Source organism: Arthrobacter sp. 01T419, from assembly GCF_056398865.1.
The window spans coordinates 115553-131617 of record NZ_JBFTQF010000011.1 but is presented as its reverse complement, the minus strand read 5'-3'; the positions used below and the strand labels follow the sequence as shown (position 1 = coordinate 131617).

13 protein-coding genes are annotated in these 16065 nt (G+C 65.8%); 4 read left to right on the top strand and 9 right to left on the bottom strand.

Going from position 1 to position 16065, the window contains the following annotated elements; genetic code table 11:
- Nucleotides 1–237: 237 nt before the first annotated feature.
- The 7 genes from AC1DLO_RS16310 to AC1DLO_RS16280 form a co-directional block, all read right to left on the bottom strand.
- On the bottom strand, nt 238–1887 hold the full coding sequence (locus AC1DLO_RS16310; RefSeq protein ID WP_476890582.1) for an ABC transporter substrate-binding protein: 1650 nt from the start codon (nt 1885–1887) through the stop codon (nt 238–240).
- Between the two features lie 69 nt (nt 1888–1956).
- Nucleotides 1957–2805 carry an ABC transporter ATP-binding protein gene (locus AC1DLO_RS16305; RefSeq protein ID WP_476890581.1) on the bottom strand — a complete coding sequence of 283 codons (849 nt, stop codon included), beginning with the start codon at nt 2803–2805 and terminating at the stop codon, nt 1957–1959.
- The gene (locus AC1DLO_RS16300; RefSeq protein WP_476890580.1) at nt 2802–3863 is read right to left on the bottom strand and encodes an ABC transporter ATP-binding protein; all 1062 of its coding nucleotides are present in this window, start codon (nt 3861–3863) and stop codon (nt 2802–2804) included. The genes AC1DLO_RS16305 and AC1DLO_RS16300 overlap by 4 nt, the downstream gene beginning before the upstream one ends.
- Nucleotides 3860–4726: an ABC transporter permease gene (locus tag AC1DLO_RS16295; protein ID WP_184741325.1), complete on the bottom strand. Its 867-nt coding sequence runs from the start codon at nt 4724–4726 to the stop codon at nt 3860–3862. The genes AC1DLO_RS16300 and AC1DLO_RS16295 overlap by 4 nt, the downstream gene beginning before the upstream one ends.
- The gene (locus AC1DLO_RS16290) at nt 4723–5703 is read right to left on the bottom strand and encodes an ABC transporter permease (protein WP_221451659.1); all 981 of its coding nucleotides are present in this window, start codon (nt 5701–5703) and stop codon (nt 4723–4725) included. The genes AC1DLO_RS16295 and AC1DLO_RS16290 overlap by 4 nt, the downstream gene beginning before the upstream one ends.
- Nucleotides 5700–7328, bottom strand: a complete 1629-nt coding sequence (locus tag AC1DLO_RS16285) for an amidohydrolase (protein WP_476890579.1) — start codon at nt 7326–7328, stop codon at nt 5700–5702. Before AC1DLO_RS16285 ends, AC1DLO_RS16290 begins: the two co-directional genes overlap by 4 nt.
- A 167-nt stretch (nt 7329–7495) precedes the next feature.
- On the bottom strand, nt 7496–8581 hold the full coding sequence (locus AC1DLO_RS16280; RefSeq protein WP_476890578.1) for a C45 family autoproteolytic acyltransferase/hydolase: 1086 nt from the start codon (nt 8579–8581) through the stop codon (nt 7496–7498).
- 207 nt (nt 8582–8788) lie between these two features.
- Between AC1DLO_RS16280 and AC1DLO_RS16275 the strand changes: the two genes are divergently transcribed.
- The 4 genes from AC1DLO_RS16275 (at nt 8789) to AC1DLO_RS16260 (ending at nt 14023) form a co-directional block, all read left to right on the top strand.
- Nucleotides 8789–9811 carry a LacI family DNA-binding transcriptional regulator gene (locus tag AC1DLO_RS16275; protein ID WP_476890577.1) on the top strand — a complete coding sequence of 341 codons (1023 nt, stop codon included), beginning with the start codon at nt 8789–8791 and terminating at the stop codon, nt 9809–9811.
- A gap of 362 nt (nt 9812–10173) precedes the next feature.
- Nucleotides 10174–11646 (top strand): APC family permease, encoded by a 1473-nt coding sequence (locus AC1DLO_RS16270; RefSeq protein WP_476890575.1) that lies wholly within the window; start codon nt 10174–10176, stop codon nt 11644–11646.
- Between the two features lie 22 nt (nt 11647–11668).
- Nucleotides 11669–12307 carry a TetR/AcrR family transcriptional regulator gene (locus AC1DLO_RS16265; protein WP_476890574.1) on the top strand — a complete coding sequence of 213 codons (639 nt, stop codon included), beginning with the start codon at nt 11669–11671 and terminating at the stop codon, nt 12305–12307.
- A gap of 48 nt (nt 12308–12355) precedes the next feature.
- Nucleotides 12356–14023 (top strand): amidohydrolase, encoded by a 1668-nt coding sequence (locus tag AC1DLO_RS16260; protein ID WP_476890573.1) that lies wholly within the window; start codon nt 12356–12358, stop codon nt 14021–14023.
- Here AC1DLO_RS16260 and AC1DLO_RS16255 read toward each other — a convergent pair.
- Together AC1DLO_RS16255 and AC1DLO_RS16250 are read right to left on the bottom strand one after the other, a co-directional pair.
- On the bottom strand, nt 14020–14505 hold the full coding sequence (locus AC1DLO_RS16255; protein ID WP_476890572.1) for a glutathione peroxidase: 486 nt from the start codon (nt 14503–14505) through the stop codon (nt 14020–14022). The genes AC1DLO_RS16260 and AC1DLO_RS16255 overlap by 4 nt on opposite strands.
- Before the next feature lie 98 nt (nt 14506–14603).
- Nucleotides 14604–15743 carry a M23 family metallopeptidase gene (locus AC1DLO_RS16250; RefSeq protein ID WP_476890571.1) on the bottom strand — a complete coding sequence of 380 codons (1140 nt, stop codon included), beginning with the start codon at nt 15741–15743 and terminating at the stop codon, nt 14604–14606.
- Nucleotides 15744–16065 lie beyond the last annotated feature (322 nt).

Here is a 16065-nt window from a genome sequence, read left to right as displayed (position 1 = left end):
TCACAGGATCGATCATCACCCCTGTCATTGCGGTCGTGGACTCTGACACGGCCGTCTCCTTTCGGATCAGGCCGGACCTCACACACCGTTATTCAGACAGTCCCCCCCCGGGAAAGTAGTCGTTTTGAATGTCGATGACGAGCAGTACGCGGCTCACACTCATTCCATCCTGTTGTTGGGGTTTAGCCTGGTGGCCCCGCCCCCCAGGGGTGACGAGCTCCAGCTTCGCGGTAGGTGCTACTGGGTTCCGCCGAGATGCGCGGCCCAGGGGTAGTAGACGTAGGAGAACGCCGCCGGCGCACCGGTGATCTTCTTGTTCATCCACACCGTGTTGTCGAGCTTGACGCCCGGGACCATCGGGAGCAGATCGTTGTGGAGCTTCGTCTCGATGTCGGCCACGAGCTGCGCGCGCTTGTCAGGGTCAGCGGTTGCGACGGCCTCGGCGTACTGCTTGTCGACGCCGTCGTAGTTGTACTGGTTGAACAGGCCGCCCGAGACCGCTGTGGTCACGAGCCAATCGAGCGGGTTCGGGATGTTCGGCCAGAACTGCGTGTAGAGGATGTCGACTCCGGCGCGGGTCGCGGGATCGTACAGGTAGTTGGTGTAGCCGGTCTGCGGGACGACCTTGAGCTCGAAGTTGAGGCCGATGCGGCCTGCCGCGTCCTTGATTGCGATGCCCAGTTGTTGTGTCTCGGCGGCATCCGGGACGACCATGACGATCTTCTTGGCCTTCACCTCTGCCGGGAGTCCGTCGACGATCTTCTTCGCGTCGTCATACTGGACAGACGCCGGGTCCGGAAGGGACTTTTCGAGCGCATCCATCGGCGTCTTGGCGAAGCCGAACACGGTCGACGGCGTCTGGAGCTTGATCGGGGCACCTGTCCCGCCGAAGGTCTGCTTCGCGATGCCGGCCCAGTCGATCGCCTCCTGGAGGGCCTTGCGCACCTGCGCGTTGCTGCCCGCACCCTGCGGATTGGCCCACACCATCGTGGTGTTGAACGGGGCGGGACCCTCCGTGAACGTCCCAACGGGGGTGTTCTTGAGCTGGGCGATGCTCGCAGTCGGAACGTTGAACGTGCCGTCGATCTGACCCGCGAGGAGGCCCGACGTGATGGCCGCGCCGTCGGTCACGAACGTGAAGTCGATCTTCTTCGCCTTGGGCGTGAGGTCCGCGTTCCAATAGGAGTCATTGCGGGATACCGAGATCGACTGGCCTTGCGTCCACTTGTCGAACTTGAACGGGCCGGTGCACATGAGGCCGGTCGACGGCGAGCCGAAGTCCGCCGAGTGCGCCTCGAAGAACTTCTTCTCGACGACGACGCCAGCGTAACTCGCGAACTCGTCGTTGATGAGGTAATCGGGCGACTTGAGCGTCACGGTGACCTGGTTCGGTCCCGTCACGGCGATTTTGTCGACGTTGCCGAAGAGGTAGTTGTAGAGGCTCGTCTTGTCGGTGAGGTTGTGCTGAAGGCTGAATGCGACGTCGTCCGCCGTCATCGGTGTGCCGTCCCAGAATTTGACGTCACTGCGGAGGTCGTAGACCCAGTGCAGCGGGTCAGGGTTCGAGAATTTGCTGGCGAGATTGGGTTTGATCTGGGAGTCCGGGGTCTGCAGGAGAAGGTTCTCGCACATGTTGGAGTTGATCATGTTAGGTGTGTAGTCGGCGGACTTGTACGGGTCGATCGTCTGGGGCTCGCCTTCGAAGACGTTCCACGTGATCTTCTCGACTTCGGACTTGGCCGCGGCCGTCATGATGGTCGGGCCGGAGGCGCTTGTGTTGTCCTTGGCCTTCGCGGGACCTCCGCCCGAGCAGCCTCCGACGAGGGCGGTGACGAGCAAGCCCGCAGCGGCGACGGCCACGCGGGACCGGACACGGTTCTGGTTCATGATGTGTTCTTCCTGATGGGGGGCGAAAGTCAGACAGGGTGGATCAGGTGTTGGGGTGGGCCGGATGGCTCATTTGACGGTTCCGGGCTGCCATCCCGCGTGGGGGACGCTGTCCCGCAGGAGCCTCGTGTAGGGGTCCTGGGGGCTGTCGAGCACGTTGGCGGTCTGCCCCTGCTCGACGACTTGGCCGTGCCGCATGACGATGGCCGTGTCGGTGATCTGCCGGATCACGGCAAGATCGTGGCTGATGAACACGTAGCTGACTCCACGCTGTTCGCGGATGTCGGCCAGCAGATTGAGGATCTGGGCCTGGATCGACACATCGAGGGCCGAAACGGCCTCGTCGAGGATGAGGATTTTCGGCTCCGCCGCTAGCGCTCTCGCGATCGCGACGCGCTGGCGCTGGCCGCCCGAAAGCTCGCGCGGGAGGGCCCGGAGCTGGCGCTCCTGGAGGCCTACGAGTTCGCCGAGCTCGCGCACCCGCCCATCGAGGGCCGAGCCGGAGAGCCCGAAGTGAAGCCGCACGACCTCGCCGAGGCAGTCCCCGACCTTCTGGCGCCGGTCGAGGGATGTGTATGGATCCTGGAAGACGATCTGGATGAGCCGTCCTCGGGCACGCAGGTCCTTGATCCGGCGCGCGGGCCGGGTAAGGTCGGAACCGTCCACGAGGATCCGGCCCGCGGTGGGTTGTTCGAGGCCGATGAGCATGCGCGCGGTGGTGGTCTTGCCGGAGCCGGACTCGCCCACGATTCCGAGCGAACCGCCCTCGTGGAGCTCGAAGGATATCCCGTCGACGGCCACGGCTTCCTTGCGACCGCGTCCGAACGTCTTCCGTAGTCCATCAACCGCGAGGATGGGTTCCGTGCGCCCTGCGCCGGATGCCGCCGTCGTCGGTTCCGTTCCGGGTGCCGCGATCATCGCGCCACCTCCTCTTCAAGTCCGGCACTGTCCCCAACGCCAGCACCGGCTCCAAGTCCCCCGCTGTGTTCCGCAGTCGCGAGGAGATGCCCGCGAAGCTCCTCCGCCCGGCGGCAGCGGCTGTATGCAGCATCGCCCAGGCTTTCGAGCGGCGGGAGCGCAGCGCGGCACGCGTCCTCCGCGAAACGGCAGCGTGGGGCGAAGGCGCACCCGTCCGGTGCTTCGAAGGCCGACGTCGGGTGGCCGGGGATCGCGGGCAGGCGCGGCACGCGTCGGTCGATCTCCGGGCGCGCCTGCATGAGCGCGGCGCTGTAAGGGTGCAGCGGATCCGTGTGGAGCCGCGAGGAATCCTGGTGTTCGACCATCGCACCCGCGTACATGACCACTGTGCGGTCGCACACCGCGGCCGCGAGCTCGAGGTCGTGCGTGATGAAGAGCATTGCCATCCCGTACTCGCGCTGGAGGCGCGCGAGGATCGCCATGACTTCGCTCTGGGTGGTCACGTCGAGCGCGGTTGTCGGCTCGTCGGCGAGGATGAGGCGCGGCTTCACCGCGAGGCTTGCCGCGATCATGACGCGCTGGAGCAAACCACCGGAGAGCTCGTGCGGGAACTGCTTGAGGCGCCGCTCGCCGTCGTGGATTCCCACCTCGGCGAGGAGTTCGACGGCGCGGCGTTCCGCTTCGCGTGGCGGGACCTTGCCGTTGATGCGCATGGCCTCGGTGAGGAAGTCGCCGATCTTTCGCACGGGGTTCGTGTGCGCCCGGGGGTCTTGGAAGATCATCGACACGTCGCGCGAGCGGAACTTGCGGAGCGCGTCTCCGCGCAGGTCGAGGACGGACGCGCCGTCGAATCTGATGGATCCGGTGGTGCGGGCGCCGGGCGGGAGGAGCCGCGCGATACTGCGCACAGTCATCGACTTCCCCGAGCCGGATTCGCCCACGAGCCCGAGCGTCTGCCCGGCCTCCAAGCTGAACGAGACATCCTGGAGAACCGTGCGGAACTCCCCGGCGACGGGGAGCTGGACGCTCAGCCCGTCGACTTCGAGCAGGGCGCTCATGAGCGGTTCTCCGATCGCTTGACGAGTTCGTCGCCGAGGCTGTTCGCGGCGGCGACGGTGATGACGATAAGCAGACTGGCCCAGAGGGCTTCCTGCGGCTCTAGCTGCAGGATGCCGGCCATGCCGCTTCCGATCATGGCGCCCCAGTCCGCGGTGGGCGCCTGGACGCCGAGGCCGATGAAGGACAGGGCCGCGAGGTCAATGAGCGCGAAGCCGAACGAGAGGGTGGCGTTCGCGCTGATGAGTCCGGCGATGTTCGGCAGGATGTGGCGCAGGCTGATCGAGGTGCCCCGAAGGCCCTGGACGCGGAGTGCCGCAACATACGGAAGCGAGCGTTCTCGCAAGGCCGCGCCCCGCACGATGCGCGCAATGTAGGGCGTGTAGGAGATCGAGAGAGCGATGACCGCGGCCTGGAGGCCCGTGCCGAAGATCGACGTCGCGAGGATGGCGAGGAGGAGTCCCGGGAACGCGAACACGGCGTCGATCACGCGGGCAATGGCGCTGTCGAACCAGCCCCCGATCCACACGGCGGACAGCGCGAGCGCCGTCCCGAGGACGGTCGAGGCGACGACAACGAGGAGCGGGCCTACGAGTGAGGTGCTCGCACCCGAGAGAAGGCGCGAGAAGAGGTCGCGTCCGCTCGCGTCCTGGCCGAGGAGGTGTTCGGGGCTCGGGCCCGAGTAGGCCCCCGAGAGGTCGACGGCGTTGGGGTCGACCGTGACGAGGAGCGGCCCGAAGATCGCGAGGAGCGCGACGACGGCGAGCACGGCCGCGGCGCACCACCCCAGAATGCTCAGGTGGCGTCCGAGGGGACGCTTTCGGGTGCGCCGGCGTGCCTCGGCGATGGCGGCAAGGGCGGTCATGGCTTTCCTCCTCCGACCGAGACGCGCGGGTCGAGGATCGAATACGCGAGGTCGATGACAGTGTTCAAGATGATGAAGGCGGCGACATAGACGAGGCAGATGGCCTGCACCACGGGGAAGTCCTTCTGCTGGACGGAACTCACGAGGAGGCTTCCAACCCCGTTGAGCTGGAAGACCTGCTCGACGACGACCGTGCCCGAGATCATGCCCGCGAGCGTGAGGCCAAGGACTGTGAGCACCGGAAGCGATGCGTTGCGCAACACGTGGCGGCGGACGACGACGCCGTACGGGAAGCCGCGACCGATCGCGGTCTGAACGTGGTCGGCGGAGATCTCTTGGCGGATGGCCGCCTGCGAGAGCCGTGCGACGAAGGCGATCGAGGCGAGCGAGAGGGCGAAAGCCGGCAGGACGAGGTGATACACCATGTCGATGGGATCGGTCCCCACACCGAAGACCGGGAACCAGCCGAGCTCGACGGCGAGGACAAGCGTGAGCACCACTGCGGCGACGAACGTCGGCACGGCCATCGCCGCCGTCGACATCCCCATAAGGGCGTTCGACGCGAAGCCTGGCTTGAGGCCCGAGAAGATGCCGATCGCAAGGCCGACGAAAGCAACGAGGAGCGCGCTGAGGGCAACAAGCGCGACCGTCGTGCCGATCCGTTGCGCGAGAAGCGAGCTCACCGCGTCCTTGTAGAGGATCGAGCGGCCGAAGTCGCCTTGGAGGATCCCGCCGAGCCAGCGGACGTACTGCATCGCGAACGGCTCGTCGAAGTGGTACTGCTGGTTGATCTGTGCAATGGCATCAGGCGTCATCGAACGGCCGTGGGTGAGGAACGTCATCGGCGAACCCGGCGCGAGATACAGGGCGCCGAAGACGACGAAACTTGACGCGAGAAGCGTCGCGAGCAGCCCGCCGATCCGGCCGCCAAGGAAGCGGATCGTGTGCCAAGCGGCGCGTGCTGCCGGCGAGTTCATTGGGCCACCGCCGCTGCCGCAGCGTGGACGTCGCGCCCGCCGACCACCGTCCGTACGATCGAGGCCTCGAGGAGTTCCTCGACGGGCCCCTCGAAGACGTTGCGGTCGACGACGACGAAGTCCGCGAGGAGGCCCGCGGCGAGTCGGCCGATCCTGTCCTCGGCCCGGCACGACCACGCGGCGTCGCGCGTCGCATGGGTGACGGCCTCGTGGAGCGGGAGCGCGTAGCCCTCGACGTTCGCCGGGAGCGAGAGATCGAACGCGGAGCGACGCGTGGCGGCGACGAACATGTTGGGCAACGGCGCGTAGGGCGAAGTGGGCGAATCCGTGCCGAAGGCGAGGGTCGCGCCCGCGTCCGTCACCTCGCCCCAGGGGAAGCCACGCTCGATCCGCTCGTCGCCGAGTTTGGCGCGCCAATTCGCCTGGATGGCCGGATCGGCGTGGACGGGCTGCATGCTCGCGGTGATCCCGAGGGCCGCGAGGCGCGCGATGTCGGCCTGCTCAACGACCTCGAGGTGCTCGATCCGGTGGCGGCGCGGTGCCGGGCCGTTGGCTGCAACGGCCCGCTCGACGGCGGAGATCGCGATGCGCACGGCTTCGTCGCCGATCGCGTGCATCGCCACTTGGAGGCCTGCGGCGTCGGCCGCCGTCACCACCGGCGCCAGGGATTCCACGTCCCAGATCGGGTCTGCGAGCGAACCGTCGGCGTACGGGCGGCCGAGCGACGCCGTGCAGCCGTCCACTGTGCCGTCCACCATGACCTTGATCCCGACGACGCGGAACCACGGCGAATCGTGCCGGGCGGCAAGTTCGACGGCGTGCGCGACCTGGGCGAGATCCTCGGCGGGGTCTTCGGAGCGGTAGATACGGTAGTGGGCGGAGATGCGCGCCGTGAGCCTTCCGGCTTCCTCGGCGCGGACCATGGCGGCCAGATCGCCGTCGTCGAGGCCCATGTCGGTCGCCGCCGTGACGCCGGTAGCGCGGTAGCCCGCGAGGGCCGCCTCGAGATGGCGGTCGCGGTCGGCGTCGCTCGCGTTGCCGTCGAGGTGGGGCCACACGAGCTGTTGCATCGCGGTCTCGTCGATGTAGCCCGACGGATCGCCTGCCTCGTCGTGCGCGATCGCGCCGCCCACAGGTGCCACGGTATTGCGGTCGATGCCGAGCTCCGTGAGGGCGGCGGTGTTGAGCCAGATCGAGTGGTAGTCGTAGGTCTGCACGTAGACCGGGCGGCCAGGGACCACCGCATCGAGCATCTGGCGGGTGGGGCGCCCGCCCGGGACCGTGCCCGGGAGCCAGCCTTGGGCACGGACGCGCGGGGCGTCGGGGTTCTCGGCCGCCCAGCGAGCGACGCGGCGCTGGATCTCGCCGAGGTCACGCGCGCCCCACAGATCGGCCTGGCCTGCGGCCTCCCCTGTCCCGACGATGTGGGCGTGGCCGTCGACGAAGCCGGGGAGGACGAGGGCGCCGCCGAGGTCCTCCTCCTCCGCGTCGGCGCCCGCGATGCGCCGCGCGGTCTCCTCGTTCCCGACGTAGGCGATCTTGTTGCCGTCGACCACGAGGGCTTCCGCCCAAGGAGGTTGTTCCGCGGTGAAGAACCGCGCTTTGACATATAACTTTGGAGCCACTGCGGGGGCCTGCCTTGCCTTCGAGTCAGCTGGAGCGCTGGGGGGAGGGGGAAATCGCCATTCCGGGGAGATAAATGAATGGCATTCGTTTATTAGAACAGTGACGCGGATCACGGTCAAGAGTTTTCGACTTCGTGACCGCGCGGGGCACGCAGGTCGCCTTGGTCTTAGGCGACGAGTGTCCGCCAGACGCCATTGCGAGCCTCGATCGGGCTGCCTGCCGCAAGACGCGCGGTGCGCGAAGCTGGCTCGAGCTGCACGGTAGCGAGTGTGGCCACCCGTTCACCGAACGGCAGGGACAAATCAGGTCGGTGGCATAGAAGTGGCTGCCCAGGATCCGAGTAGAGGAAGGCGAGAAGGTCGTCGCTCGTGTGTGGTGCTGGGTACTCTTTGAGACGGCTCCGGATGAGGTCGTAGCGTTCACCGGAGTCGGGTTGGGTGTATTCGGTCTTCTCGTCGGCCTGCGCTTCAGGACTCAGGAAATGGTTGGTTCGGACCACCGTGCCGTTGACGGGCTCGATCACGAACACCCCTATTGGCGCAATGTCTGCGGTAATCGCGGTTCGCGAGTCGAAGAGGGTGAAGGAGCCGGATGCACTGCGCCGGGCCGCGCGTATGATGTCGAGCGCTTCGCCTACGGAGGCTGCCTCCTCGAGTACGGTGGCGGAGAGCACATGGACGGGGATGCCTACGGCGCCGTCTGCGTGGTGGCGGAGGATGTTGAAATGGAGTGCGAGGCCAGCACTATTAACGCCGATCTTGCTGAGGATCCCGTGCTCGGTGAGGCCGACGAAGTCGTAGCGTCCACCCCGGATTTCCTGGGTGTGCCACTCGCGGTTGAGCTGATGGTGCCAATCCCAGGTCTGCGAGCCGAAGGTGTGCACGGTCCCGTCGGCGTGTTCGACCCGGCGGGCGATGGTGGAGCATTCGTTGACGGCAGGTCCAACGCCGCTCGCCAGGATCTCAGTCCGCGCGTTGAGCGCGTAAATGTGCCAAGGCTCGACGCCGGCGCCGTCGGCGATGCCGTCCATCTCAGCACGGCGGGTGGCGCGCCAGTTGCCGATCGCGTCCGCGCTGCGCATCGCGAAGTCGCGCACCATGCCCTCATCGAGCCCATATTTCGCGAAGAGATCGAGATAGGTACGGAGGCCTGCGGGGAGCTCGCCGCGGAGCTGCGTTCCGCGGTGGCGCCCGCGCTCGAACGGGTCGGTTGAGCTTGCGGTGACGTGTAGGCGGTCGGTAATGCTCTGCAAGGGTAATCCTTCGCTTGGGTGTGGGATCAACAAAAAGTGAGGGAGCGTCCGGTGATGAGCGCCCGTACTTCGCTTGGTAGGGGGCCGCCCCCATCGGCTGCTGATTGCTGTAGTGACGCTAATCACCCAAAACGTTTTGGGCAAGACTTTCGAGAAAATTACCAAAACGATTTCGGCGAGGCTTCCAGAGGGCATACCCTTGCAGCCATGACGCAGCGAAACTCACGCTCCACCATCCGCGAAGTCGCCAGGGAAGCCGGGGTCTCCGTGACCACCGTTTCCCATGCGCTCAGCGGAAAGGGAATAGTCGCAGAATCGACGCGTGCGAAGGTCGTCGAAACCGCTCGGAGGCTGCGCTACCGGCCCAACGCCGTCGCCAGCGGTCTTCGAAACAATCGCCTGGGCATCCTTGCGCTCGTCCTTCGCCCGCTGGACACCCTCGAGTCATTCCTGCCGGAGGGCGTGGACTACTTTCTGCGCTTTGCTGGAGCCGCCTCACTAAGTGCCCTCGAACACGGCTACGGACTCATGCTGCTCAGCGACCCCACCTTGCCGGATGCGCCGAGCATCTCGCTTGCGGCCGATGGCTTCATCATCACGGAACCTGTGGAGAACGATCCCGTCATCGATTTACTGCAAGCCGAAGGAATTCCCTTGCTCACCGTCGGCAAGGACCTCGGCCGGCCCCACTACGACGCCTGGATCGAGCCCCGCACCGCCAAGATCACCAGGCACGTCCTCGATCACCTGGAGGAGAACGGGGCAGCCCGGGTGGCGATCGCCATCGGAACCGACCGCAACTCCTGGAACATCACCACTGAAGCCAGCTACCGGGAATGGTGTTCCGAGCGGGGCCAAGAGCCAATCGTCGTGACCCAGCGGGAAACGAGCGGCACCCTTGGCGGAAGGGCTATCGGCGAGGAGATTCTCTCGATGACAGATCGGCCGGACGCCGTCTACTGCCTGACAGGGCGCCATGCGGCCGGAATGATGGCCCGACTAGGAGAGGCCGGCATCGCTTCCCCCGCGGACATCCTGATCGTGGCCGGCTCAGACTCAGAGCAGACCCGCAACAGTGTCCCGCCCATCAGCGCCATCGATCTCGAACCCGAGGTTCTGGCGAGGGCGGCTATCGCCGCACTGGTGGAACAGTTGGGCGGGATTCCGAAACGGGGCAGCGAAGCCGGCACCGACGGCCGCTTCATCATCCGAGGGTCCAGCCAGCGCTAGGGTCACAGCAACCCTCCCTCACCTACGCGCGCCCTCCCCCCGACGCTCGCTCACCTTTAAGCCCCTCCGGCCAAACGCTCGCTCACCTTTAAGCCCTTCCGGCCAAACGCTCCCTCACCCTTAAGCCCATCCGGCCAAACGCTCCCTCACTAGATGGAGCGTCGCCAAAAGAGACGCCAAAAGTGAGTGGGCGTCGTGGGGGTAGTGCCCGACGGCGGCTGCCGCGCCGAAGTGCCGCCGGCCGCCGTCGTCGGTCCCTTTGGGCCCCAGAAGTGAACGAGGGTTGCTCAAAAAGGCGACAAAGGTGAGCGAGCGTCGGCGCTCTCTTGACTCAATCATGTGGTACCCCTCACAATAAGTGAATGGCTTTCACTAAAGAAGAGACGGCAATGACGCCGCCCGTGACTTCCAGCCCCGAGGCTGGACTGAAGAAGAACGCAATCGGCACTCGCGACATTGTGTTCATGTTGGTGTCGGCGGCCGCACCGCTGACCATCGTCGTCGGCATTGCCCCACTTGCACTCGCGGTCGGCGGCGTCGGCGCCCCGTCCATCTACATCGCCGCGGCCTTGGGCCTGGGCCTGTTCGCCATCGGTTTCATGGCACTCACCCGGCATGTCCGGTCCTACAGCGGCTTTTACGGCTACATCTCGAAAACCCTCGGCCGCGTGGTGGGCCTGGGCTCTGGCTTGACCGCATGGATGAGCTACAACGGCCTGCAGATCGGCCTATACGGACTGCTGGGCATCCAGGCGAACCTCGCTGTGAAGTCCTTCACCGGCGTGGAACTTCCCTGGTGGCTCTACGCGATCGTGGCAATCGGGGCCGTCTGGTACCTGGGCTGGCGCGGGATCGACGTCGGCGCGAAGGTCCTCGCCGTCCTGCTCACCCTCGAAACGGCGATCGTCGCGATTGTCGCTGCGTTCGTCCTGGCGCAGGGCGGCGCACACGGCATCGGCTTTGAATCGTTCAGCCCCGAGGCCATCTTCTCTCCGCAGTTCGCTGCCGTCCTGGGCCTGGGCTTCTCAGCCTTCATGGGATTTGAATCCGGCGCCCTCTACCGGGAAGAGGCCCGGGACCCGGACCGGAGCGTTCCACGTGCCACGTACATCTCCATCGCCTTCATCGGCGCGTTCTACGCCTTCGCCGTCTGGATTATCGTCCAGGCCTTCGGAGCGGACGCCGTCCAAGCGTTCGCCGCAGGCCACCTCGACGCCGGGGACACCGCCTACATTGCAGCGGGCAACTTCGCCGGCCCCTGGTGCGTGAACCTCATGAGCGTGCTGATCGTCACCAGCATCTTCGCCGCCCAACTCTCCTTCCACAACACCATCAACCGCTACACGCTTTCCCTCAGCCGTGAAGGCATCTTCCCCAAACGCGCAGGCCGGATCAGCCCGCGATACCGCACCCCCTCAGTGGCCGGCTTCGACCAGACTCTCCTCGCCCTCGCCCTCGTGATCGGCGCGGCCCTGTTCCACTTGGACCCCTTCACCCAGTTCCTCATCTGGACCAACACTCCGGGCGTGATCGGCATCCTCCTCCTGCAAGCACTCACCGGCGTCGGCGTCGTGGTCTTCTTCACCCGACTCAAGGACCACGGCCTACGCTGGTACGTCATCCCCTCCGCCGTGGCCGCCACCATCATCATGTGCGTGGTGACCTACCTCATGGCCACAAACGCCCAACTGCTCACCGGCCTCCCTGCCGGAGACCCCGTCAACACCACGCTCCTGGTTTTCGCGCCCCTCCTATTCGGCGCCGGAACCGTGCTCGCCCTCGTCCTGCGCCGGATGAAACCAGCCGCCTACCAACGCATCGGCCACGCCGAATGACCCCGGAGCCTAGGCTTGAGAGATGCAGACTCCCAGCAAAACCAGCCAGCTAGGACGGCCCCGGACTCCTCGGCTTTCACGGAAAGCCATCGGCCGCGCGGCGCTTGAGATGTTCCAAGAGGAAGAGAGCCTGTCAATTCCCAGGCTTGCGGAACGTCTCGGCGTCCGGCAGTCATCTTTCTACAAGCACGTCACGGGCCGCCAGGAGATCGTCGAACTCGCCCGTGGGGCGCTGGTTGAGAGGTCCCCGATGCCCGAGCTGAAGACCGGCAACCTGGACGAAGTCATCCGCCTGACCTTCGACGCCCTCCGAAAGGCATACAGCCTGGTGCCGGCGCTCCTCCCCCTGTTGCTTACGCAGCCGGTGTCACACCCTGCAGCTTTGGAACTCTACGACCGGTTTGTCGAAGCGTTCGAGCTCGCAGGGACGCCAAAGCACCTTGTCATTCCCACACTGGAAACCCTTGACAGCGCCGCGATCGGCGCGAGCCTCGACGCAATGACCATGGAATCCGCGTGGAGCATCACTGATGAGGAGCAGGACACTTATCCCCACCTGTTCGCGGCGCAGAAAGCCGTGGCAGAGCACCCCGTAGACCGTTTCGCCTTCCTTGCCGATGTCCTCTCGGCAGGATTGCGGGCAGCCATCGACGACGCCTGATCCCTCCCGGGCCGGCGTCGGGCACCGAACACAACAAGGAGTTACATCTTGACCACGCCAGAGCCCATCGATCTCATCATCCTCTCGTCCCGCATCCTCCACGGCGAGTCGCTCAAAGAGACGGCTGGTTTCGTCGCAGTCTCCGATGGCCGCATCGCGCACGTCGGGCCCACCGAGGGTGCCGACGAATGGATCGTACGAGCCGAGCAGGTGATCGACGTCGGCGATGCAACGGTCTGCCCAGGCTTGATTGACGCCCACATCCACCCCATCCTCGGGGCGGAGATCGCGCGAGGACTTGACCTGAGCGGGATCACCGAGTTCGACGCCGTCCGGGCCGCCCTTGCGGGGCACGCCGCTTCCACGGCTCACGCCGTCGGTTCCGACTGGCTTTTCGCCTGGGGCCTCGACCCGGTCATCTTCGGGGAAGCAAACTTCAACAACTCCCTCTTCAACGGCATCCTCGACGACGAACTCGTGTTCATCACGCTGTTCGACGGCCACGCCTCACTGGTGTCCGACGCCGCACTCAAGCTCGCCGGCGTCACGGGAGCGGAAGTGCTCCCCAGCACCGGCTACGTCGGGGTCGACCAGCAGGGCAAGCCCAACGGCATGCTCTACGAAATGGCTGCCCAAGACCTTGTCCGGATCATCCTTCCCCAGCTCTCCTTCGAACAACGCGTCGACGAACTCGAGAAACTCTTGCGTTCCATGGCCGAATCGGGGCTGGTCGCGGGCCAAATGCTGGACTTCGGCGCCCCCGACACCCTGGAAGTGCTGGAGGCCCTTGAACTACGGGGCGAGCTCGCCATCCGGCTGCGTATCTCCCCGTGGGTCATGCCGGGCGCCACCGAGGAGGACCTGCGGGCCATGCTCGCAATGCAGGGCCGGCACGGCAGGCGCTGGCACGTTCATGGCATCAAGCTCATGATGGACGGCACTATCGACAACGGCACGGCTTGGCTCTTTGAACCCGACACCCACGGGGAATCCCTCCATCCGCTCTGGCACGATCCCGAGGCTCTCGCAGATGCCATGAAGTTCTTCCACGAACACCGGATCCCCACCACCACGCACGCCATCGGTGACAAAGCCGTCTCCTTCGTGGCGCGGACCATCGGTTCCCTCCCGAAGAACGGCACAGTCCACCGGATCGAGCACATCGAGTCCATCCCGGACTCAGTCTTGGCGGAAATCGTCAGCGCGGGCGCCGCAACGAGCCTGCAGCCGACGCACTGCGCCCTGTACAGCCGCGCAGACCACAGCGACAACTGGTCCCACAGACTCGGCACCGAACGGGCCAACCATGCATGGCGGACCCGCGACCTCCGCGATGCCGGAGCCATCGTTGCCCTCGGCTCGGACTGGCCAATCGCCCCCTTCGACCCACGGGCGATCATCGCCTCAGCGCAGACACGCCGCCCAGCCGGAAGGCCCGACGTCGAGCCCGTCCAGCCGCAACAGGCGCTTTCCGCGCGTGCCGCGATCGAAGGCTACACGAGCCAATACTGGCAATCGGTTGGCGAAGAAGGCGGAATCGTGGAAAGAGGAGCCCGCGCCGATCTGACGGTGGTCCGGCACAATCCCCTGACGACGGCGCCGGACGAATTCGCGCAGACTCCGGTGATCCTGACGGTTGTTGACGGCGAAGTGGTGGTTGATAACCGTCCTGCCCTCGCCGAGGGCGTCGCCCAGGGTTCGTTCCGGCCGGCCTAGGCGAGCGCCATTTCGAGCGCCCCGATCAGCTCTTCGGAATCGGGCTCGACGGCGGAGGGGAAGCGAGCGAGCAGTTCGCCGTCGCGGCTCACCAGGAACTTCTCAAAGTTCCATTTGACCTTCTGCGGCTGAGAACCGTCTGCCGTTTGGGTCAGCTCGGCATACAGGGGATGCTGCTGCTTGCCACGGACGTTGGACTTGCTGGAGAGCGGAAAGGAGACGCCAAAATTGCGCTGGCAGAAGTCCGAGATCTCGGCATCGGAGCCCTTCTCCTGGCCACCGAACTGATTGCACGGCACGCCCAGGATCTCGAATCCGCGGTCACGGTATTTACCGTAGAGCTCCTCAAGCCCAGAATACTGGCGCGTGAAACCACATTTCGAAGCCACGTTGACAACCAGTACGGCCTTTCCCTCAAAGAGCCCAAAGTCGGCGCGGGAGCCGTCGTTGAACGTCAGGGGGATGCTGTAGAGCGGGGACATTGAATGGCTTCCTTACGACGTCGAACCTTGGCAAACTGCCGCAGTCGAGTCTACGCGCGGCACGGCGGTGGGACGTGGTTCGGGATAAGCGATGATCCCTACGGTTTGGTGACCGGCGTGGCTGGCTTGGAGGTAGCCGTCGGCGTGGGGCTGACGAGGGTCGGCGGGGCGGGTGCTGGCGCTGGCGGGGTTGAGTGGGGGTGAGTCACTGTGGGCACCGGAGCGGGAAGGCTCGACGACGGCGCGACCGTGGGCGGGACGGTCACCGTGGGCGGGACAGTCACCGTGGGCGTCGGCGTCACCACGGGAGCTTGCGTCACCACGGGTTGGCTCGGGGTGCTGCTCTGGGTCTTGCTTGGCGTGGGGGTAATGCGCGGCGTATTGGTTGGGCTGGGCGTTTGCGCGGGCGACGGCGTGGTTGTCCGGGTGGGCGACGGCGTCGGAGTCGCCGTCGGGCTGGGCGAAGTCTTCGGACCTCCGGTGCCCGTCGGGCTCGGCGTCGGCGTCGCCGTCGGTGACGGAGTCGGCTTCTTAGTCGAACTGGCGGTGGGTGACGCGGTCGGCGTCGCTGTGGCCGTAGTAGACGGGCTCGGCGGCGCAACCTTCGCCTCCTGCGCCCCGCCGGTCACTGCCTGTTCAGTGGGCACGGCCCCGGGGATGGACCAGACGGACCCTGCCGAGGTCGCGGTCGTGGAACCCGGCTGGTAGCTGACCATGGCGATGTCCCCGAGCAGGTCAACCTGTTTGGTGGGCAGGAACGTCCAGTTCATCGGGTTGGTATAGACGCCGTTGAGGATCGTCTCGAAGTGCAGGTGGCAGCCTGTGGAGGACCCGGTGGTTCCCACCTTGGCAATAACCTCGCCTACCCGGACCGATTGCCCCTTGGCCACCGCGATCCCTTGTAAGTGGTTGTACGTGGTGACCAGGCCGTTGCCATGGTCGATCTCCACCCGGTTACCACCGCCCCACGGGTGCCAGCCCACGGCGCGGACTACGCCGGAATCGGCCGCGTAAACGAGTGTGCCGCAGGCTGCGGCGAAATCCTGGCCCCAGTGGAACTCCCCGGGCAGGCCGGTGAAGGGGTCGATCCTCAACCCGAAGGGGGAGCTAGGGACCAGCACTTCAAGCGGCGCGTAGAGTTTCCCGGCGGCGGGACGGTCGAGGGAGCTCGAAGCGACGTTGAGATTGCCTACGCCGTTCTTGTCGAGGGTTTGGACCGGGGAACGTTCAAATGACACCCTCGCATTGTCACCAGCTGGAACGGGGACAGACGACGGGCTTTGGGGCGTGGCCCCTTGCACTCCGGACGTGGCGCCATCGGGGAGCATACTGGGTTCAACTTGGCCCGTGGCCAGCGATCCGTCGGCCGATTGTCCGCCCAGGCGTGGGCCCTGGAAGCCAAAGGCGAAAATCATCAAGACGGCGAGAAAGCAGGCCGAAAGGACCCGGCCAAATGTTCTTGAGAGCACCAGATCCACAACCTGGCCAGACTCATGATGCTTTCCCACAGCCACTCCTGAGACGGGCGCTCATCCCCAGTACGGGCGCGCTTGTCCCATT

Bases quoted from the DNA above. Each gene is read 5' to 3' on its own strand.
- AC1DLO_RS16310 (WP_476890582.1), bottom strand. From the start codon at position 1,887: ATGAACCAGAACCGTGTCCGGTCCCGCGTGGCCGTCGCCGCTGCGGGC.
- AC1DLO_RS16305 (WP_476890581.1), bottom strand. From the start codon at position 2,805: ATGATCGCGGCACCCGGAACGGAACCGACGACGGCGGCATCCGGCGCA.
- AC1DLO_RS16300 (WP_476890580.1), bottom strand. From the start codon at position 3,863: ATGAGCGCCCTGCTCGAAGTCGACGGGCTGAGCGTCCAGCTCCCCGTC.
- AC1DLO_RS16295 (WP_184741325.1), bottom strand. From the start codon at position 4,726: ATGACCGCCCTTGCCGCCATCGCCGAGGCACGCCGGCGCACCCGAAAG.
- AC1DLO_RS16290 (WP_221451659.1), bottom strand. From the start codon at position 5,703: ATGAACTCGCCGGCAGCACGCGCCGCTTGGCACACGATCCGCTTCCTT.
- AC1DLO_RS16275 (WP_476890577.1), top strand. From the start codon at position 8,789: ATGACGCAGCGAAACTCACGCTCCACCATCCGCGAAGTCGCCAGGGAA.
- AC1DLO_RS16270 (WP_476890575.1), top strand. From the start codon at position 10,174: ATGGCTTTCACTAAAGAAGAGACGGCAATGACGCCGCCCGTGACTTCC.
- AC1DLO_RS16265 (WP_476890574.1), top strand. From the start codon at position 11,669: ATGCAGACTCCCAGCAAAACCAGCCAGCTAGGACGGCCCCGGACTCCT.
- AC1DLO_RS16255 (WP_476890572.1), bottom strand. From the start codon at position 14,505: ATGTCCCCGCTCTACAGCATCCCCCTGACGTTCAACGACGGCTCCCGC.